An 18,549-nucleotide genomic window follows, 5' to 3' on the forward strand; every position below is an offset into this window, starting at 1 on the left:
GGCATCCTTTTACTGCATCAGGTGGTACAGGGCGGTATTGGCGAAGGCACGAGTGGCCTCCGGCGACGAGATCTTGCAGGGATCGGCATCGGTAACCGGAGCCGCCTTGAAGAGCTGGTACCGCAGAGGATTGCTGGGGTATTCGGGTGTCGGGTCCAGTGGGTGCGGGCAAGTATGCAGCACCACAATGGTATCCATCTCAAAGCGCAGGTCGACGGTAGCGCCGGCGTGTGAGTGATCACTCACGTAGCTCATGTTGCCTTCGTCATCTGTCTTTACACGGCTGAACCAGTTCAGGTTGGCGGTCAGGTCTTTCTTGTTCAGGCCATACTTGGCCAGCTCATTGAGGAAGCTGGTCAAGCCGTTGCGATGGTAGTGGTTATGAGCTTGCTGATAGGTCTTGCAGCCCCAGCGCTGTTTGACCAGATCGGCGTTGCAGGTGCCGCTGACCGTGTCATGCCAGCCCAGGTCATCATGGGTGATAGAGGCAAATACCCGGCCCATGTCGGACAGCAATACATGGCCTTCGGTGAGTTTGAACGTGTGCTGGTTTTTCAGGGTGTCCGGCATGTTGTAACGCTCGAGAGGGTTCTCGGGGTTGTACATCAGCATGCCAACATTGGCGTGGCCGGTTTCGTCGATGAGTCGCAGAACATGGCCTTTGCGCATGACAAATGACCAATGGGATCCGCCGGGAATCAGATCGTCGTAGAGAGGGGCTGCTGTTTCGAGCATGGCCAATTTCTCCTGGCTTGGTGGTACAAAAACACGAGAGACGTCAGTCACTGAACGATTCTCCCGGGCTTTTGTCCCGCCGTGTAGCCTTGGAAAAGGCCGTCAACTCTCGGACCAGTCATCTGTGCTGTTAACAGCAGATCGGAACCCTAGTTGACCTCTTTGTCAGATTGTTTCGCGTTGATAAGTGGTGCTTGAAATCCGCCTCTCGCTGCGTGTTTTGATAAAAGCAAGTTTGGAGCCAATAATTTCATACTAATGAAATTATTGGCTTTTATGGGTTTTCTGGAGGGCTGAAGGTGTGATGGCCGATACAGTCGGGCACTAATTTAGTGCGTTGGGCCAGAATTGGTGCGTGAAATAAGAGGGGCTTGAGGCGCCCGATAGAAAAAGGCTGAAAAGTCACTGTGCTTCTGCTGCTATAATTTTTTGCGCCGTGATCCTTTGCACCAGCCGTTCAATTGGAAAGGAGATGCGCGTTTGCTGTCTGTTGGTGAACTGACGTTCGAGCAGGTGCGCAGTGGAATCCCGCTCGAACCAGCGTCTTGACCGAATGCTTGAGTTTACCTACGCCTATCTGGATGACATTCGCCTCTATCGCGTGAATACCAATGGCACGGTTGAGCGGATGCGCTCAGGGCGCGCCCCGGCGCCGGCGGATCGCGTGGTGGCCCACCGCAAGCCGGTGTTTCCGCTTTCGTTTGAGCCTGGAGAGCGGGCGACGCTGTACCTGCGAGTGGCTACCCACGCCAGCATGACCCTCAACGGCCGGCTGGCGCCGACCTTTGAATTCTACGAAGACAGTGATCAGGAATATGTCTGGCTGGCCCTGTACTTCGGCGTGCTGGTGGCGCTAGGGGCTTATAATTTTCTGTTGTATTCGTTGTTTGTTTTCAGCTTCGGTGTTGCCGCCTCCAGCATGAACGGTCTGGGCCCTCTGCTACTGTGGCCAGGACTGGTCGGGGAGTGGGGCAACCGCATTCTGCCAACCGGGTATACCCTGGCCGCTATCCTGGCGGTGATGTTTGCTCGCAGCTTTCTGAATATGCGCAGTATTGCTCCGCGCTGGGACCAGGCGCTATCGGTCATAGCGATATGTTGGTGGTGCGCGACCGTGCTGACGTTACTGGTGTCAGTGCAGGATGCCCTCAGGATTATGTCGGCGATGGGTGTGTTGACCACAGCATTTTTGATCACCAGTGGGGTTGCCGGTGTACGCTACCTCATTCCTGCTGCCCGGATATACCTCTTGGCCTGGTTGCTCCTGTTGGTGGGCGCCGCGTTGCTGTCAGTCCGCAACCTGGGCTGGATACCATCCAATTTTTTCACCGTTTATGGCCTGCAGGTCGATTCCGCAATCGAGATGATCCTGCTGTCCTTCGGTCTGGCGACCCGATTTAACGAACTCAAGCGTCAAAAAGGAAGAGGCTCAGCGCCAGTTGGTGTTGTCGCTTCAGCAACTAGAGCGTGAACTGGAGAACCGGGTTGTTCAACGCACCTCAGAGTTGGAGGTCGCGAAGGCCGAACTGGAGTGCCGTGTAGTGAAAGACCCGCTCACCGGGCTCTATAACCGGTATGGCCTGATGATCCATCTGGAAAAATTCACACAGCGGGCGCAGCAGCGGGACGAGTTTCTGGCGGTAATCCTGATCGATCTGGACGGATTTAAACCGGTGAACGACCAGTACCGCCATGAAGCGGGTGATGTATTGCTTCAGATAATCGCCCATCGCTTGCAGCAGGAAGCTCGGGACAGTGACTGTGTGGCCCGGATGGGAGGCGATGAGTTTGTGGTGGTTACCGAGAACGTCGAATCAGAAGCCTGCGCACTGGAAATCGGCCAGAGACTGCGCGACGCCATCTCACAGCCGGTACCCCTGCCCTCGGGAGATTCGGTATGGATTGGTGCCAGCGTGGGTATCTGCATTGGTCGGGGTGGAGAACAGACAGGCAGTGAGCTGATCCGGGGAGCGGATGAGGCCATGTATCGGGTTAAAAAAGAGCGCAAGAATGACGTTTGCCTGATGGTTTAGGGGGTTGAGCAACGGGTAGGCTCCCGTCGACGCCTCCTGCAAGTGCTGATGCCAGGGCTTTGGTTGGGCATAATTTGGACACCGGAAACAAAAAAAGGCCCTACGCTTGCACGTAAGGCCAAAAAAACAGAGCGAGCCCAACAGGATTTGAGTCAGTGATACGCCCCACTGAAACGCTAAAGATGGGGCCTAACGTCTGGTCAATGGCTTCCGGCCTGACGCAGATTCCTGGATGGAAGCTAATTAGTGACTCGGAGCCAGCTTGGAAGCCACAGTCTCGGAGAAAGAGCGGGATGCAGCTTTGAGCTTTGCGACCAGTGAGCCCACGCCTTCCGCGATGTATTGGTTACGCTCTCTTCTGGCGCGTTTCATCAGATCGTTAATTTCGTCAATGCTAGGTGTGGTTGAAAGTTCTTTAGCCATCGGGCGATTCTCCTCGGTTGCACCTTAAATCTCTATGTGACACATGCTACTGAGATCGTTAGAGTTGGAAAAGCGATCCTTCCTAAGCAAAATGATGAGAAAAACTCATGATTAGTGGTAACCCTTATGCGCCGCCTTCCCCCTTTGAATGCACTAAGAGTGTTTGAAGCATCTGCCAGAAAAGGCAGTTTTGCAGCGGCTGGCGACGAGTTGTCCGTGACGGCATCTGCTGTAAGTCACCAAATAAAGACACTTGAGGAATATTTAGGGGTAAGGCTGTTTAGTCGTAGCAAACGAAAGGTTGAGCTAACTCCGTCCGGAGAGCAGTACCTGATGTCGGTCAAACACGCGCTGGACGAAATCGAAATGGCGACTCACAGGTTGGCAGACAACCAGGAATCGAATGTGGTTCGTATCAGCGTAGCGCCCAACTTTCTGACTCGGTGGCTGATGCCGCGCATGTCTCGTTTCAGAGAGATATATCCGGACATTGAGCTGCAGATAAGTGCCTCTTTAGGTTTGCTAGATTTCAATCAATCGAACACGGATATGGCGGTCTACTATGGAAATGGCGAATGGGATGACATTGAGGTTTATTTTCTGCAGAAAGTAAGGCTTGTGCCTGTATGTAGCCCGAAGCTTTTGGAGGGAAATTACCCTTTGCGGGTTCCGAATGACCTGCGCCATCACACCTTGATCTATGTCGGTACACGCAAGTGGGAATGGGAGAACTGGTTACAACTTGCCGGCGCGGAGTTCATTGCGCCCAAGGACAGCCTTCAGTTGTCCAGTAGTCAACTAACTACGGCGGCAGCGCAGGAAAACCTTGGAGTTGCGCTCGCGGACCCCACGCTGACTTCCAGGGAAATCAGTTCCGGGAATCTGGTAGTGCCGTTCGATATTCCGCTTGATACCCGCAAAGCCTTTTATCTGGTTTATCAGAAGCACCGCCCGTTGACTATGGGCATGAAGGCGTTCAAAGAATGGTTGATCAACGAAATGCAGGCTACCGATGCATATGGGGTGGAAAATGTGTCCCTGCCAGGCAAGGCCGCGGAACAGACGTAATTGTCTTGGTTAAGGTCACAATTACTGCACCAAAAAAAGCAAAAATTCGTGGACACACCATGGATACATTTTGGACACAGCCAAATAAAAAGGCCCTACGCTCTCACGTAAGGCCTTGAAAAATATGGCGCGCCCGACAGGATTCGAACCTGTGACCCCTGCCTTCGGAGGGCAGTACTCTATCCAGCTGAGCTACGGGCGCATTCGAGTGTGACGGCGAAGCGTCAATTTCGAGTGCGCAATCTTACGTGTGCGGGCGTACTCTGTCCAGTACAGGTTCGTTGGTTGCACGTGCTTGTTATCACGGAAAAAGGGGCGTTGGCGTTATGTTTACCAGGGCGCTTTCATTGCCGAAAGACACTTCACCATCCTGAATGGATATCTGGAAGTTCATGTTGCGTTCTACCAGCCCAGCGAGGATTTCTGTGGATTCACTTGGCAGTTCAACAATCGTGAGGTTGCGGAAGCGGCTCAGCTTATTTTTGTGCTTCTCCAGCCATACTGGCACGGCGCGAGCACCATATGCGTACAGGATGACCTGGCGTGAGCGGTTGCAGGCTTTGCGTAGGCGGCTTTCGTCGGGCAGACCCAGCTCAATCCACAACTCAATTTCGTCACTCAGGCTTTTCTGCCACAGTTCGGGCTCGTCGTCGGTGCTCAGGCCTTTGGTGAACTCGAGCCCCTCGCAGGCGTTCAGTGCAAAGGCCAGCAGGCGAATCATCATGCGCTCGTCATTTTCCGACGGGTGTCGGGCCAAGGTAAGCTGATGATCCGCGTAATAGTGCCTGTCCATGTCGGCAATATTGAGCGTGGCTTTAAAAATGGTTGCTTTGAGCGCCATGACCGTCCTGCAGTGGTATCAAGATGTTGGTTTGCGATAGTGTAATGCAATTCTCCGGATGATGAGCATTACGGCATGTCGATGTTGCGCGGTTTTCTAATACTGGTTCTGTTTTTTCTTTTTGGCGAGGCATTGCGGCTGGTGTTTCTCATTCCGGTTAGCGGCGGTGTGCTGGGTATGATCCTGATGACGCTAACGCTGATGTTGCGAGGCAGGGTAAGCGATGCGCTTGCTTCGTCAAGCCAGGCACTGATCTCCATCCTCGTACTGCTGATCATGCCTGGCGTGGTCGGGGTATTCTTCATGGCATCGCAGTTTTCCGGGCAGTGGCTGGCCGTCTCGGCCGCATTGCTGCTGGGTACTTTTCTGAGCGTTTTGACGACGCTGCTGTTAATGAAGAGCATGGTGCGACTGTCTGCGCGGAGCCAGGCAAATGACTGAGCTTGTTGAGCGCTTTGTCGCACTCCCTGACATTTTTTCTGCCAGCCCGATATTTGCAATCGGGCTCACCTTGAGTGCTTTTTTTGCCGGGAACTGGCTGTTTGCCCGCATGGGGCGCCCCCTATGGATGCCGCCGGTGGTGCTCTCGGCCGTGATGTTGGCGGCGGTGATTGCAGTTTTGTCAGTAGACTATGTTCGCTATCAGGAAGGAGCGCTCTGGATAACGGTGTTGCTTGGCCCCGCCACGGTGGCTTTGGGGATTCCGCTGTATCAGCAGATTCACCATATCCGGGCTATGTGGATCCCGATTGTGGTCACACTGCCGCTGGCGGCCACGATGGCGGCGGTGTATGCCGTGGTAATCGCGTGGGCGATGGGCGCTACGCCAGAGGTGCTGGCATCGTTGGCTCCCAAGTCTGTGACAGCACCGATCGCTATTGGTATCACCGAGCAATTGGGTGGGTCGGTGCCACTGATGATGGGCGGTCTGTTGATAACCGGTGTGGTTGCAACGCTGTTTGTTGATCTGCTGGCAAAGTGGTTACCGGTCGAAGATGAACGCATTCTCGGTTTTGCGCTTGGTCTCAATGGCCACGCGATTGGTACGGCCAGGGCGTTTGAAATTAGCCATACCGCTGGTGCTTTTGCCTCTCTGGGTATGGGGCTGACGGGCGTTTTTACCGCACTTATCCTGCCTTTGGTCTTTCGCCTTTAAACGCTGGTGGCGGCTGCGTGTGCAAGCCGTCATTCAGTTCACGAATAACCGCAAGTTGTAATTTCGATTGCCGTACGTAGTTTCCAAGACTAGTTTCTACGGTAGACGTCCGGCGCGCCTGAGCTTCGATGTGTCTTTAGAAAGCACCGTAGGAAAAACTTGGAAAGTGCCGTAAAAATTCGTAAAACAACGACGGAAAACATAATGAAAAAATTACTTGCAGCTTTAGTCGGTACCATGGCGCTGGCCACGGCTCCGGTTGCTCTGTCTGCCGAGGCGACGAAAGAGCTTAAGATGGCGTACGACGCCGATCCGGTCACCCTCGATATTCACGAGCAGTTATCCGGGGGCATCCTGCAATTATCCCACATGTCTTTTGACCCTCTGGTGCGCTGGACGAAAGATCTTGGTTTTGAAGCCCGGCTGGCTGAAAGTTGGGAGCGCGTGGATGACAAAACCATGCGGTTCAAACTCCGCGAAGGGGTAAAGTTCCATTCCGGTAATGAACTCACCACCAAGGATGTGAAGTTCACCTACGACCGACTGAAGGAAAGCCAGGATTTCAAGGCCATCTTCAAGCCGTTTAGTGGCATAACTATCGTTGATGACTACACTTTTGAGCTTGTGACCAGCGAGCCTTTTCCGCTGCTACTCAATACCGCTACCTATATTTTTCCGCTGGACAGTGAGTTTTATTCCGGCGAGACAGCAGATGGCAAGAAGAAAGACGCTATTCAAAAGCACGGCAACTCCTTTGCATCCGGCAACTTGTCCGGCACTGGCCCCTACTTGGTCACATCACGCCAGCAAGGCGTGCGCATGGAATTTGAGCGCTTTGCGGATTACTGGGATGAAGAATCCCCCGGCAACGTAAAGAAAATCGTGCTGACTCCGATCAAGGAAAACAACACCCGGGTTTCTGCACTGCTGTCTGGCGGTGTGGACTTCATCGCGCCGGTGCCGCCTACGGATCTCGAACGCATCAAGCGCGACAAAAATTCGGATCTGGTCACCATGAGTGGCACCCGGATTATCCTGTTCCACCTGAATCAGGAACGGGTTGAAGCTTTCAAAAATCCGAAGGTGCGTCAAGCAGTTGCTTATGCCATCAATCAGGAAGGTATTGCCGCCAAGATCATGAAAGGTTTTGCCACGCCTGCTTCCCAGTTATCACCGGCGGGTTATCAGGGTCACAACGAATCCCTGAAGCCGCGCTATGATGTGAAAAAAGCCCAGCAGCTGATGAAAGAGGCCGGTTATGAAGATGGTTTCACCATCACCATGATGGCGCCAAACAATCGCTACGTGAACGACGACAAGATCGCTCAGGCCGCAGCTGCGATGCTGGCCCGTATCAACATCAAAGTGGATCTCAAAACACTGCCCAAGGCCCAGTACTGGCCCGAGTACGACAACCGCTCGGGAGACATGATGTTGATTGGCTGGCATGCAGACACCGAAGATTCCGCCAATTTCTATGAGTTCCTGACATTCTGCCCGGAGGCCGACAGCGGCTCTGGCCAGTATAACGCTGGCAACTACTGCAACCCGGAAATCGATGCGCTGGTTGAAAAGGCCAACGTCGAAACCGATGTGGACAAGCGCACCGCGATGCTGCAGGAAGTGGAGCAGCGCCTGTACGACGATGCCGCTTTCGTTCCTCTGCATTGGCAGGATCTGGCTTGGGCCAGTAAGAAAAACGTGAAGGTCGAACCGATTCTGAACGTGATGAATTTCCCCTACCTGGGTGATCTGGTCGTAGAGTAACGGGGGACTTATCCCTGGCTCCAAACCTCTCTCCCGCAATGGGAGAGGGGCTTTAAATTACTCATTAGCGGTAAATTCTTCATGTTAGCGTTTTTGGTTCAGCGCATATCCCAAGCTGTTCTGGTCATGTTCGTGATCAGTGTGATCGCGTTTGCCATTCAGGATGGCCTTGGCGATCCGCTTCAGGAAATGGTGGGCATGTCCGTCTCCATGGAAGAGCGGGAAGCTCTGCGAGAGGAACTGGGACTGAATGATTCCATGGTGGTTCAGTATCTGCGCTTTGCGGGCAATGCTGTACAGGGGGATCTGGGCAACTCCTATTTTTACGGCAAGCCTACCCTAGAGGTGATTTTTGAGCACCTGCCGGCCACTTTGGAGCTGGTGATCGGTGCCAGCCTGATCATCATGCTGTTGTCGGTGCCCATTGGCGTCTATGCCGCCATTCGGCCACAGGCTTTGTTGGCCAAGTTTTTTATGGGTGTGAGTACGGTCGGGATATCCATCCCGGTGTTCCTCACGGCCATTGTTCTTATCCAGATATACTCCATCGGCGTGACCGTCGAATGGTTCCCAGTGGACACAGGCTGGGGCCAGTGGCTAAACGGTGCTTTGAGCACTGAAGGCGGCATGCCGTCCTATGGCCGGGGTGATGATCTTACTCATCTTTTTGGCACCTGGTATTCCGGTTTCTTCTCAGAGATCGGGCTGATGCATCTGGTGCTGCCTTGCGTGTCTTTGGCGTCCATCATGTTGCCGCTGTTTATCCGCCTGATTCGTGCAGAAATGATGGAAGTGCTGCAAAGCGATTATATCCGCTATGCCCGGGCCAAAGGCCTGAGTGCGGTACGAATCAACTTTCTCCATGCCCTCAAGAACACCATGCTGCCGGTTATCACCGTGGGTGGTGTGCAGGTAGGCGTTATGGTGGCTTATACGATTCTCACAGAAACCGTTTTCCAGTGGCCCGGCGTTGGGCTGATGTTTCTGGAAGCCATTACCCGCAGTGATATTCCATTGATTGTTGCCTACTTGATGGTGGTGGGGCTGATTTTTGTGATTACTAACACGCTGGTGGATCTGGTTTACGGGCTGGTGAATCCCACGGTGAAACTGACAGGTAAGAAAGCATGACAACAGCGACGCTTTCCCGCTGGAATCGCTTTCGCGAGTCCTTCCTCTGGTACAGCTTCAAGCGCGACAAGGTGGCGATTGCCAGCTTCATTGTGCTGCTCTTGATGGTGTTTGCGGCCATTTTCGCGCCTCTGTTCGCCCCAACGGATCCTTACGATCTGGCGCAGATCGACATCATGAATTCGGAACTGCCGCCGGTGGGGATGCCGGGGGCCGATCCGACATTTCCTCTGGGTACAGACGCTCAGGGCCGGGATATGCTCTCTACCATTCTTTATGGTACTCGAGTGTCCCTGCTGATCGGCTTTGGTGCCGTGGTGCTGCAGGCTGCGCTGGGCATTCTGTTCGGGCTGCTGGCGGGTTATCTGGGTGGCCGGGTGGATTCCATCCTGATGCGCATTGCCGATGTTCAGCTCTCCTTCTCCACCCTGATGGTTGCGATTATTGTGGGTGCGGTATTCAAAGCCAGTTTTGGTAACCTGATGTTTGGCGAAATCGCCATTTACATGCTGATTTTTATCATCGGTATTGCCGAATGGCCGCAGATTGCACGCACCGTGCGTGCGTCTGTGCTGGCGGAGAAAAAGAAGGAGTACGTGGATGCTGCAAAGGTGATGGGCTTTCGCACCAATCGCATTATGTTCCGCCATATTCTGCCCAATACCCTTTCTCCGATTTTTGTTATCGCCACCGTGCAGATCGCCAACGCGATTATTTCTGAGGCGGCGCTGTCGTTCCTTGGGCTTGGAATGCCGGAAACCCAGCCGTCTCTGGGCTCGCTGATCAAATCCGGCTTTGATTACATTCAGAGCGGTTCCTGGTGGATTACCCTGATTCCCGGCCTGGTGCTGGTCGTGCTCGTACTGGTCATCAACCTTCTGGGTGACTGGCTGCGGGATGTCATGAACCCACGGCTGTACAAGGGCTAAAAACCATGAAAAGCGACACGCCATTGCTGGAAGTAAAAGATCTGGATGTCCGGTTTGCCGTGCGCGGCGGCGACCTTACGGCCCTGCGCGGTATCAGCTTCAGCCTTGATAAAGGTGAGCGGCTGGGCCTGGTGGGGGAATCCGGCGCCGGTAAATCCGTAGCGGCTTTCTCGATTCTCAATTTGATAGCGCGCCCGGGTTACATTGCTAGTGGGCAGATTTTGTTTGAAGGGAAAGATCTGGCTGCCATGAGCGAGCGGGAACTGCGCAAGATTCGCGGCAACCGCATTGCCATGATTTTTCAGGATCCGATGATGACGCTTAACCCGGTGCTGAGCATTGGCACCCAGATGGTGGAAGCCATCCAGGCGCACCGCCGGGTCAGTACGAAAGCAGCGCGGGATATTGCCTTGAGCAAACTGCGCAAGGTGCAGATACCTTCCCCGGAAAAGCGGCTCGACCAGTACCCCCATGAGTTGTCGGGTGGCATGCGCCAGCGGGTGATTATTGCCATTGCCCTGTTGCTGGACCCGGAAATCATTGTTGCCGATGAACCCACCACTGCGCTTGATGTCACCATCCAGGCGGAAATCATGGCGCTGCTGCTGGATCTGTGTGAACAGGAAAATGTCGCGTTGATGCTGATTACCCACGATCTGGGTGTGGTATCCCAGGTTACCCAGCGCATGTTGGTGATGTATTCGGGTCGCATTATCGAACAGGGGCCCACCCGGGAGATCATCAACGATGCCCAGCACCCCTATACCCAGGGACTGATCAATGCGCTGCCGCAAATGGGCGAGCCCGGTGCGAGGTTGTTCCAGATTCCCGGCTCCATGCCGTCCCTGAAAAACGTGCCGACTGGCTGTCCGTTCCACCCACGCTGTGATTTCGCCACCGATCAGTGCCGAAAGACCATGCCTGAGTACGTGCGTTCCGGGAACGTGGATGTGGCGTGTTACGAGGTCAGCAACTTGATCGAGCAGGAGAAAAACATGCAGGAGGCCGGATCATGACCTCCCCACTGGTAGACATCCGCGGGTTGGAAAAGCGGTTTGACCTCTCTGGAAGTTTGCTTGAGCAGATTACGTTCAAGGGCGGCCGCTTCCATCGCAAGCAGGAAGCCGTTCATGCCATCAACGGCGTAGATCTGCAGGTGCACAAAGGGGAGGCGTTGTGCGTGGTAGGCGAATCCGGCTGCGGCAAGTCCACGGTTGCCCGCACGGTTATGGGTTTGTTGTCGCCCAGCGCGGGCGAGGTGCATTACGGCGGCCAGCGCATTGATAATCTCAAGGGTCGGGATGTGCTGCCCTATCGTCGCAAAATGCAGATGATTTTCCAGAACCCCTATGCCTCTCTGAACCCCCGAATGACGATTCAGCAGACGCTGGAAGAGCCGATTCACTTTCATCGCCCGGAGTTGGCGCGCACCGAGGTGCTTAGCAAGGTTCAGGAGGTGATGCAGTCGGTGGGAATAGACCCGGACTGGGGCAGTCGGTTTGGCCACGAGTTCTCCGGCGGCCAGCGCCAGCGTATTGCCATTGCCCGTGCCCTGGCGGTAGACCCTGAGTTCATCGTCGCGGACGAGCCCATCTCGGCGCTGGACGTGTCTATTCAGGCACAGGTGCTGAACCTGCTGATGGAAGCGCAGGAAACCCGCAATCTGACCTACCTGTTCATCACCCATGATCTTGCCGTGGTAGAACACTTCGGCACCCGTGTCGCGGTGATGTACCTCGGCAGGGTATGCGAGCTGGCGGACACCAAAACGCTGTTTGCCGAGCCACGACATCCCTACACCCAGGCGTTGCTCTCGGCTATCCCGAAACTGGAAGACGACAGGCCCAACTACATTCGGCTACAAGGTGAAGTGCCAACACCGGTAAATCTGCCATCCGGATGCGTGTTCCATGGGCGCTGCCCTTATGCCAATGAACGCTGTCATCAGGAAATACCCCAGATGATCGCCACGGATGGCGGTACACAGGTGGCCTGCCATGCGGTGGAAGAGGGCCGGCTGTAAGAGGACAGGTTTTAAGAATGCAGGTTTTAAGAGTGCCGGTGCTATAGGCTATGATGCGCGCAGTGAGTAGCCTTTGAAAAACCGTCACCCTTGACCTGCACTCTTTACTGTCATTCGCTGGGGAGCCCATGGAAATACGCTGGCTGGAAGACTTCATGGCGTTAGCCCGCACGCGCCATTTTTCGCGGGCCGCCGAACTGCAGCATGTAAGCCAGCCCACGTTCAGCCGTCGTATCAAGCTGCTTGAAGAAGCCATGGGTGCCACTCTGATTAACCGGCAGACGCTGCCCTTGTCTCTTACGCCTGCCGGGGAGCGGTTTTTTGATTTGTGCCAGCGGGTAACCCGAGATGTCCGGGACGTCCGCGGCCAGATTGCCGAGCTGGAAGCGGAGGTGTCTGCGCGTATCAGCGTGGGCTCTACCCAGGGACTGTTTTCTCATTTTTATCAGGGTTGGGCCAGTGACGTGGGCGTTGCCGACCGCCTTCAACTGAACCTCAAAGCGACAAGCTGGGTAGGGGAGCGGTTTCTGGATGCTCTGGACGGCGGCGAATGCGATTTGGTGTTGTGCTACTGGCACCAGGATTTACCCTGGGGCGACCGATTGGCCCGGGGCGAGTACGAATCCATCATGCTCGCCCGCGAGTGGCTGGTGCCGGTGAGTGTTGCGGCGGATAACGGGGAGCCCCGATTTCCGCTGCCGGGAGCCGCAGGCAAGGTCGTGCCGCTGATTGCCTATCACTCACGGGGCTTTTTGCAGTCCGCCATTGAGGCGCACCTGGCGCGCAGCAAAGACTCCGTAAACCTCTTGCCACTGAACGAAAACACTCAATCAGCAAGCATCAAAGCGCTGGTCAAGCAGGGCTTTGGAATGGGTTGGCTGCCCAGCCGGATGACGGAAAAGAGTGAGCACTTTGGCAGCCTGACACGGGCCGGTGACGAGCGCTGGGATGTGCCACTGGAAATCCGCCTGATCCGGCTGCGTGAGCCACGTTCAGACGACCTTTTAACACTCTGGAAAACACTGGAAAGCCAACATGCCTGACACCGACCTGCTATCCCTTCAGATTGATCACGTGGGTATTCTGCAGGACCGCTATGAGCAGGTTCTGGAAGATCATGGCTATGACAGCCTGCTGATCAGTTCCGGCGCGGCGCCCATGCGCTACGGTGATGATCAGTCCTGGCACTTTCAGGGCTATGGCCCGTTCCTGCACTGGACCGGGCTGGCCGGTTATGAACACGCCTGGCTGCTGATCCGGAAAGGCCGCAAGCCAATACTGTCACTGCATCAGCCGGTTGATTTCTGGCACGCGGGTCTTGAGCTGGCGCAGGAACCCTGGCTGGCGGAATTCGAGCTTCGTTTCAGTGAAAGCCGCTCGGCGCCTGAACTGGACAGCATGAGCCAGCTCGCGGTTATTGGTGATTCCTCACTGCTGGCAGACGTGCCTGGCGATGAAAACCCGGGCGCCCTGTGCGCCGCGCTTGATGAAACCCGGGTACATAAGACTGCCTACGAAATAGCCTGCCTGGCTTATGCCAACAAGCTGGCAATGGCAGGCCATCACGCTGCCCGCGATGCGTTTCTGGTCGGTGCCAGTGAGTTTGAAATCAACCTGGCCTACCAGCGCGCAACGCAACAGCGTGAGGCTGACGCGCCTTACCACAGCATTATTGGGGTAAACGATCACGCTGGCACGCTGCACTATCAATATTACGACACGGCTGCTCCTGCCAGATCGCGCAGCTTGCTGATTGATGCCGGCGTGCGTTATCGAGGCTATTGCTCCGACATTACCCGCACCACCGCGGGTGTCAGGGAAGGGCGCTTTGCCGCTCTGGTACAAGGGCTGGAACAGTTGCAGTTCCGGCTCTGCAAGATGGTGGCACCGGGCGTTGAATATGTGGATATCCACCGTAAAGCGCACCTGGGTATTGCGGCACTGCTGAGCGCGGCAGGGCTGGTCAGCGATTTGAGCGATAAGGAAATGGTGGCCGAAGGCGTTACCCGGGCCTTCTTTCCTCATGGAATCGGTCACTTCCTGGGCGTGCAGGTACACGATGTTGCCGGCAAGCCGGCTCCATCGCCCGCTGATGCACCTTTTTTGCGGCTGATGCGAACGCTGGAACCCGGCATGGTCGTGACGATAGAACCGGGGTTGTACTTCATTCCTTCCCTGCTGGAGCCGCTGCTGTCCGGCCCTCTTGGACGCCACATTAATCGTCCGTTGCTCGATGAGTTGCGGGGGTGTGGCGGGATACGCATAGAGGACAACGTGGTGGTAACGGATTCAGGCGGCCGAAACCTGACCCGGGAAGCCGAGGGCTGAAACAATCCGTTGCACAAAATTAATACGATGTGCTTGCAATCCGGGATGCTAATGACAATAATTATCACTAACATTATTGTCGTTGGTGGAGTTGCTTTATGTATGTATGCCTTTGCCACGGGGTCACAGACCGGGACATCCGTGAAGCGTCAGAGAACGGTGTGTCTTCCATGCGTCAGCTTGGGAAAGAGCTGGGTGTAGGCACCCAGTGCGGGCGCTGCGCCTCCATGGCACGCGGCATTCTGCGTGAAAGCCGAACTCCGGATTACCTGGCGCTGGCGAACATGTTGGCAAGTCCCGCCTGACGCGTCTGGTGTTTATTTCCTTTCCGCAATTTTGTAATGCGCTTTAAAGCGCTATCCTTGTCGGGTGACGAGAGAACCACTTAGAGAGCTTTGAAAGCTCACCGAACCCGAATCAATCAGCCGGGTAGGCCTTTCGTCTGAGAAGGGCGAGTTAGCCGGCTGGGATCAAGGAGTGCTGCAATGAAAGGCGATAAAAAAGTCATCCAGTTTCTGAACAAAGTTCTTGCCAACGAACTGACGGCCATCAACCAGTATTTCCTGCATTCACGCATGTACAAAGACTGGGGCATCACCAAGCTTGCGGCCAAGGAATACGAAGAGTCCATTGACGAGATGAAACACGCCGATCAATTGATCGAGCGCATCCTGTTTCTGGAAGGCCTGCCCAACCTGCAAGACCTGAACAAGCTGATGATCGGCGAGAACGTTGAGGAAATGATTGCCTGTGACCTCAAAATCGAACACATCGCCCATGTCGATCTGAAAGAAGCCATTGCTTACTGCGAAGAAATTCAGGATTACACCAGCCGCCAGCTGTTCCGCAGCATACTCGACAGCGAAGAAGAGCACATTGACTGGCTCGAAACCCAACTGGAAATGATTAACCAGATGGGCATTCAGAACTACATCCAACTGCAATCTGCCGCAGCGGAGTAATACCGATAATGGATCTGTCCTGCTTTAAAGCCTACGACCTGCGCGGCAGTGTGCCAGAGCAGCTGAACCCGGCTCTGGCCGAGCGCATCGGGCGCGCGTATGTGGAAATCACCGGCGCCAAAAAAGTCATCGTCGGATACGATATCCGCCTCTCCAGCCCGGAAATCACCGAAGCCCTGAATTCCGGGCTTATGGCGGCAGGCGCCGACGTGTTTGATATAGGCTTGTGTGGCACAGAATACGTGTACTTTGCCACCAGCCACTATGGCATGGACGGTGGCATCATGGTCACCGCCAGCCACAACCCCAAGAATCACAACGGCATGAAAATGGTCGGGCCCGAATCTCGCCCTATCAGCTCTGATAATGGCCTGAACGACATTCGTGACAGAGTGCGGGAACCTTTTGCAGATGCGCCGGTACAGGGCAGATATGAAGCGCTGGAAGTCACCAGTGCCTACATAGATCACTTGCTGGGCTACATCGACGCGGCCGCACTGGCACCGATCAAGATTGTCGTCAACGCCGGTAACGGCGGCGCTGGTTTGGTGATCGACGAACTCGAAAAGCACCTGCCTTTCGAATTCATCAAAGTACACCACCAGCCTGACGGCAACTTCCCCCACGGCGTGCCCAACCCCATTCTGGAAGAAAACCGCGCGGCCACAGCCGACGCAGTGGTCGAGCACGGCGCCGCCATGGGCATTGCCTGGGATGGCGACTACGATCGCTGCTTCTTCTTCGACGAAAATGGCCGGTTTATTGAGGGCTACTACATCGTCGGCCTTCTGGCGGACCAATTCCTGCGCAAGACCGGCCCCGGAAAAGTCATCCACGACCCGAGGCTGATCTGGAACACCCAGGACCTGGTAGAAGCCGCCGGCGGCGAAGCCATTGAAAGCAAAACCGGCCACGCCTTCATCAAACAGCGCATGCGCGACGAAGACGCGGTATACGGTGGCGAAATGAGCGCACACCACTACTTCCGTGACTTCGCCTACTGCGACAGCGGTATGATCCCCTGGTTGCTGCTCGCTGAACGCCTGTGCCAGTCCGGAAAACCGTTCTCATCCCTCATCGACGCCCGTATCGAAGCCTATCCGGCCAGCGGCGAAATCAACCGCACCATCGACAACCCACCCAAGGTAATCGCGGCCATAGAGGAAAAATACGGCGCCAACGCAAAGAGCGTCAGCTACGTAGACGGCCTCAGCGTGGAATTCGACAACTGGCGCTTCAACCTGCGCATGTCCAACACCGAACCCGTCGTTCGCCTGAACGTGGAATCCCGTGGTGACATACCGTTGATGAAAGCGAAAACCGAAGAGCTGCTCGCAGAAATGGAGCGGTTGAATAACCTGTAGGGATGATTTGTACCTTTGTCTCAGGCTATCCTGCAGTTGGGGCTGGCCTGGCGGTACGAGTTGCGAAAACTGTGCGGAGCCATGGATGGCGGAGCTCAAGCGTCACATGGATGTGCCGCAAGGAGCGTGTTTTCGCAACTCGTACCGCCAGGCCAGCTTGCACCGCAGCCTGATATAACTCAGAGCCAGTCGTTCAGCATAATCCCAAGCCCGAACCGCTCAATCCGATGATTGTAATCAATCAGACTTTCCCCATACCCGTTGTAATACTGGAAGAACCCCTTGATCGTATCGCCAATAGGGAAACTATAACCAAATTCCACAGACGTGCGGTTATCCGAGCGGAGATTGTTCATAAGCTGTAGGGAAAATGTCCGATCCTCTGCAAGCTTGTAAACAATGTTGTAGTTGGCGTATCCCAGATAACTCTCAATGTCTGCATTGTCGTCCTCGCTGGCGCTCTCCGGAATCCGATACCAGGGCCTTACAGCAAACAGCCAGCGATCATAAGTAACGGCGGCGCCTGCCACAATCCGGTTCCAGCTCCGTGAGCGGGGTTCCGACTGACCATTGGACTGGTGATTGATGCCAATCGTAAAGCCGCTAAGCGTCACATCGCCCATGTTCCAGTTGGCCTGGTGACGGAGAAAAATCTCGGGTTCGTAGTTGGTCTCACGGAACGGCGCAGATTCATCCTGATTATAAACCTGCCAGAACGAACGCTGGGTATAACCGAACCATAACGTCGTGCGATTATCCAGCCAGCCTGTCAGCATTGGAACCTTGAAGCTGATCTGATACTTGGCTTCCTCGTTTTCAAGCCCATAATCGTAACTCGTCGCACCCAGCCTGGGGCTAGTCGGCGTTGTGTTGGGGTCATCCGCCCAGGTGAATGGCATGATGTAAGTGGGGCGATGGCTAATGAAACTGCCAGAGAATGAAAACAGCGCTTTTTCGGCGGTTAGGGATTGATCCACGATATTGGTCATCACGCCACTGTCGGGATCATCCTCGTCGATGGCCTCAGCCAGTCGTGCCTGGCTTTCCCTGTTCGGGGCCAATGTGTCTGCTGCCAGCTCGGCGTCTTCGACGTCCTGCTCGCTCGCCTGGTCGCGGGCGGATTGCGGATCGTTGAATGAGTCGTAACAGGCCAGGCGCTGAACGCCCTCCCGAATCAGGGCGCATTCCTCAGGGGAGGTTGCCTGGCGACTCTCGATCAGAGTGGATTCCTGTGCAATTGTCAGTGCTGGCCACAGAATTACAAACGTGGCGGCCTTCAAAACCCGGGAATTGGGGCGTTTGTACATACTCCGAATCTCTCTATGCGGCATTGAGGCTGAGCCATGTGCTGGCGATACCGTAAACCCAGACGCCGATCAGGGTAACGGCCAGTAAAGAAAAAACAATTTTGTGTCGAAGCTGGTTGGCAGCACTCACCGCTACAACCCAACGCAGGTACATAAGGCCAATGAAGCTCAGGAAAACAGCAAAGCTTGCGAACGCGGGTATCAGCAGCCAGGCCGGGTTGATACTATGGCCGGTATCCGTCTGGCTCGAGAACCAGCCCATGGATGCCAGCAGCACTGCCAACGCGCTGAACTCTGTAATCAGAAGTGCTTTACGCAATGGGTGCGGTGCGGGTTTCTCCGGGTTATTCATGAATCCGATCCTGGAAGTTCTGAGGTAAGCTGCGACATGTTAACCGGATGTCGTGAAAGAGTCTCCACGCTTACGTAATGGCAATAAAAATGGTGGAAATCAATTTATGATTTTGCTATTCGGTTTTTTT

The 18,549-nt window shown here is 55.0% G+C and carries 20 protein-coding genes, 1 tRNA gene and 1 riboswitch; of the genes, 15 read left to right on the top strand and 6 right to left on the bottom strand.

Annotated features, from left to right (window positions below; all coding sequences use genetic code 11):
- Positions 1-9 precede the first annotated feature (9 nt).
- Positions 10-735 carry an urea amidolyase associated protein UAAP1 gene (locus ACN0RL_RS17670; RefSeq protein ID WP_417519179.1) on the bottom strand — a complete coding sequence of 242 codons (726 nt, stop codon included), beginning with the start codon at positions 733-735 and terminating at the stop codon, positions 10-12.
- Between the two features lie 58 nt (positions 736-793).
- A riboswitch (guanidine-I (ykkC/yxkD leader) is annotated at positions 794-899 on the bottom strand.
- Between the two features lie 356 nt (positions 900-1,255).
- Here ACN0RL_RS17670 and ACN0RL_RS17675 point away from each other — a divergent pair.
- Positions 1,256-2,206, top strand: coding sequence for a 7TM diverse intracellular signaling domain-containing protein (locus tag ACN0RL_RS17675; RefSeq protein ID WP_417519181.1), 951 nt, complete (start codon positions 1,256-1,258; stop codon positions 2,204-2,206).
- Complete coding sequence (locus tag ACN0RL_RS17680; protein ID WP_417519218.1) at positions 2,178-2,768, top strand: GGDEF domain-containing protein; 591 nt, start codon at positions 2,178-2,180, stop codon at positions 2,766-2,768. The genes ACN0RL_RS17675 and ACN0RL_RS17680 overlap by 29 nt, the downstream gene beginning before the upstream one ends.
- A 243-nt stretch (positions 2,769-3,011) precedes the next feature.
- Here ACN0RL_RS17680 and ACN0RL_RS17685 read toward each other — a convergent pair whose 3' ends face one another.
- Positions 3,012-3,191, bottom strand: a complete 180-nt coding sequence (locus ACN0RL_RS17685; RefSeq protein ID WP_417519183.1) for an RSP_7527 family protein — start codon at positions 3,189-3,191, stop codon at positions 3,012-3,014.
- A gap of 126 nt (positions 3,192-3,317) precedes the next feature.
- On the opposite strand from ACN0RL_RS17685, the gene gcvA reads away from it, so the two are divergent.
- A complete protein-coding gene (gene gcvA, locus ACN0RL_RS17690) occupies positions 3,318-4,259 on the top strand; it encodes a transcriptional regulator GcvA (RefSeq protein ID WP_417519185.1) in 942 nt (313 codons plus the stop codon).
- A gap of 125 nt (positions 4,260-4,384) precedes the next feature.
- On the opposite strand, the gene ACN0RL_RS17695 is transcribed toward gcvA, so the two are convergent.
- Together ACN0RL_RS17695 and ACN0RL_RS17700 are read right to left on the bottom strand one after the other, a co-directional pair.
- A tRNA-Arg gene (locus tag ACN0RL_RS17695) sits at positions 4,385-4,461 on the bottom strand.
- A 99-nt stretch (positions 4,462-4,560) separates the two neighbouring features.
- Complete coding sequence (locus ACN0RL_RS17700) at positions 4,561-5,100, bottom strand: YaeQ family protein (RefSeq protein WP_417519187.1); 540 nt, start codon at positions 5,098-5,100, stop codon at positions 4,561-4,563.
- Between the two features lie 75 nt (positions 5,101-5,175).
- On the opposite strand from ACN0RL_RS17700, the gene ACN0RL_RS17705 reads away from it, so the two are divergent.
- The 12 genes from ACN0RL_RS17705 to ACN0RL_RS17760 all read left to right on the top strand — a co-directional run bounded on the left by ACN0RL_RS17705 (position 5,176) and on the right by ACN0RL_RS17760 (position 16,760).
- The gene (locus tag ACN0RL_RS17705; protein ID WP_144778689.1) at positions 5,176-5,541 is read left to right on the top strand and encodes a CidA/LrgA family protein; all 366 of its coding nucleotides are present in this window, start codon (positions 5,176-5,178) and stop codon (positions 5,539-5,541) included.
- Entirely contained in the window at positions 5,534-6,256 is a 723-nt protein-coding gene (locus ACN0RL_RS17710) for an LrgB family protein (protein ID WP_417519189.1), read from the top strand. Before ACN0RL_RS17705 ends, ACN0RL_RS17710 begins: the two co-directional genes overlap by 8 nt.
- A 204-nt stretch (positions 6,257-6,460) precedes the next feature.
- Complete coding sequence (locus ACN0RL_RS17715; protein WP_417519191.1) at positions 6,461-8,023, top strand: ABC transporter substrate-binding protein; 1,563 nt, start codon at positions 6,461-6,463, stop codon at positions 8,021-8,023.
- Between the two features lie 81 nt (positions 8,024-8,104).
- Entirely contained in the window at positions 8,105-9,154 is a 1,050-nt protein-coding gene (locus ACN0RL_RS17720; protein ID WP_417519193.1) for an ABC transporter permease, read from the top strand.
- Entirely contained in the window at positions 9,151-10,083 is a 933-nt protein-coding gene (locus tag ACN0RL_RS17725) for an ABC transporter permease (protein ID WP_417519197.1), read from the top strand. The genes ACN0RL_RS17720 and ACN0RL_RS17725 overlap by 4 nt, the downstream gene beginning before the upstream one ends.
- Positions 10,084-10,088: 5 nt before the next feature.
- Entirely contained in the window at positions 10,089-11,099 is a 1,011-nt protein-coding gene (locus tag ACN0RL_RS17730) for an ABC transporter ATP-binding protein (RefSeq protein WP_417519199.1), read from the top strand.
- Positions 11,096-12,106, top strand: coding sequence for an ABC transporter ATP-binding protein (locus ACN0RL_RS17735; RefSeq protein ID WP_417519201.1), 1,011 nt, complete (start codon positions 11,096-11,098; stop codon positions 12,104-12,106). Before ACN0RL_RS17730 ends, ACN0RL_RS17735 begins: the two co-directional genes overlap by 4 nt.
- A 128-nt stretch (positions 12,107-12,234) precedes the next feature.
- Complete coding sequence (locus ACN0RL_RS17740; protein WP_417519203.1) at positions 12,235-13,149, top strand: LysR family transcriptional regulator; 915 nt, start codon at positions 12,235-12,237, stop codon at positions 13,147-13,149.
- Entirely contained in the window at positions 13,142-14,434 is a 1,293-nt protein-coding gene (gene pepQ / locus ACN0RL_RS17745; RefSeq protein ID WP_417519205.1) for a Xaa-Pro dipeptidase, read from the top strand. Before ACN0RL_RS17740 ends, pepQ begins: the two co-directional genes overlap by 8 nt.
- A 98-nt stretch (positions 14,435-14,532) precedes the next feature.
- Positions 14,533-14,739, top strand: coding sequence for a bacterioferritin-associated ferredoxin (locus ACN0RL_RS17750; RefSeq protein WP_144778698.1), 207 nt, complete (start codon positions 14,533-14,535; stop codon positions 14,737-14,739).
- A gap of 180 nt (positions 14,740-14,919) precedes the next feature.
- The gene (bfr, locus tag ACN0RL_RS17755) at positions 14,920-15,396 is read left to right on the top strand and encodes a bacterioferritin (RefSeq protein WP_417519208.1); all 477 of its coding nucleotides are present in this window, start codon (positions 14,920-14,922) and stop codon (positions 15,394-15,396) included.
- Positions 15,397-15,404: 8 nt separating this feature from the next.
- Positions 15,405-16,760 carry a phosphomannomutase gene (locus ACN0RL_RS17760; RefSeq protein WP_417519210.1) on the top strand — a complete coding sequence of 452 codons (1,356 nt, stop codon included), beginning with the start codon at positions 15,405-15,407 and terminating at the stop codon, positions 16,758-16,760.
- Positions 16,761-16,939: 179 nt separating this feature from the next.
- On the opposite strand, the gene ACN0RL_RS17765 is transcribed toward ACN0RL_RS17760, so the two are convergent.
- On the bottom strand, positions 16,940-18,067 hold the full coding sequence (locus ACN0RL_RS17765) for a phospholipase A (RefSeq protein ID WP_417519212.1): 1,128 nt from the start codon (positions 18,065-18,067) through the stop codon (positions 16,940-16,942).
- A gap of 13 nt (positions 18,068-18,080) precedes the next feature.
- On the bottom strand, positions 18,081-18,419 hold the full coding sequence (locus ACN0RL_RS17770; RefSeq protein WP_417519214.1) for a hypothetical protein: 339 nt from the start codon (positions 18,417-18,419) through the stop codon (positions 18,081-18,083).
- Between the last annotated feature and the right edge of the window lie 130 nt (positions 18,420-18,549).

The organism is Marinobacter sp., assembly GCF_048259445.1.
In the GTDB taxonomy this organism is placed as follows: Bacteria; Pseudomonadota; Gammaproteobacteria; order Pseudomonadales; family Oleiphilaceae; genus Marinobacter.

Coding starts and splice junctions, on each gene's coding strand:
- ACN0RL_RS17670 (WP_417519179.1), bottom strand. CDS start 735: ATGCTCGAAACAGCAGCCCCTCTCTACGACGATCTGATTCCCGGCGGA.
- ACN0RL_RS17685 (WP_417519183.1), bottom strand. CDS start 3,191: ATGGCTAAAGAACTTTCAACCACACCTAGCATTGACGAAATTAACGAT.
- gcvA (WP_417519185.1), top strand. CDS start 3,318: ATGCGCCGCCTTCCCCCTTTGAATGCACTAAGAGTGTTTGAAGCATCT.
- ACN0RL_RS17700 (WP_417519187.1), bottom strand. CDS start 5,100: ATGGCGCTCAAAGCAACCATTTTTAAAGCCACGCTCAATATTGCCGAC.
- ACN0RL_RS17705 (WP_144778689.1), top strand. CDS start 5,176: ATGTCGATGTTGCGCGGTTTTCTAATACTGGTTCTGTTTTTTCTTTTT.
- ACN0RL_RS17710 (WP_417519189.1), top strand. CDS start 5,534: ATGACTGAGCTTGTTGAGCGCTTTGTCGCACTCCCTGACATTTTTTCT.
- ACN0RL_RS17715 (WP_417519191.1), top strand. CDS start 6,461: ATGAAAAAATTACTTGCAGCTTTAGTCGGTACCATGGCGCTGGCCACG.
- ACN0RL_RS17720 (WP_417519193.1), top strand. CDS start 8,105: ATGTTAGCGTTTTTGGTTCAGCGCATATCCCAAGCTGTTCTGGTCATG.
- ACN0RL_RS17725 (WP_417519197.1), top strand. CDS start 9,151: ATGACAACAGCGACGCTTTCCCGCTGGAATCGCTTTCGCGAGTCCTTC.
- ACN0RL_RS17730 (WP_417519199.1), top strand. CDS start 10,089: ATGAAAAGCGACACGCCATTGCTGGAAGTAAAAGATCTGGATGTCCGG.
- ACN0RL_RS17735 (WP_417519201.1), top strand. CDS start 11,096: ATGACCTCCCCACTGGTAGACATCCGCGGGTTGGAAAAGCGGTTTGAC.
- ACN0RL_RS17740 (WP_417519203.1), top strand. CDS start 12,235: ATGGAAATACGCTGGCTGGAAGACTTCATGGCGTTAGCCCGCACGCGC.
- pepQ (WP_417519205.1), top strand. CDS start 13,142: ATGCCTGACACCGACCTGCTATCCCTTCAGATTGATCACGTGGGTATT.
- ACN0RL_RS17750 (WP_144778698.1), top strand. CDS start 14,533: ATGTATGTATGCCTTTGCCACGGGGTCACAGACCGGGACATCCGTGAA.
- bfr (WP_417519208.1), top strand. CDS start 14,920: ATGAAAGGCGATAAAAAAGTCATCCAGTTTCTGAACAAAGTTCTTGCC.
- ACN0RL_RS17760 (WP_417519210.1), top strand. CDS start 15,405: ATGGATCTGTCCTGCTTTAAAGCCTACGACCTGCGCGGCAGTGTGCCA.
- ACN0RL_RS17765 (WP_417519212.1), bottom strand. CDS start 18,067: ATGTACAAACGCCCCAATTCCCGGGTTTTGAAGGCCGCCACGTTTGTA.
- ACN0RL_RS17770 (WP_417519214.1), bottom strand. CDS start 18,419: ATGAATAACCCGGAGAAACCCGCACCGCACCCATTGCGTAAAGCACTT.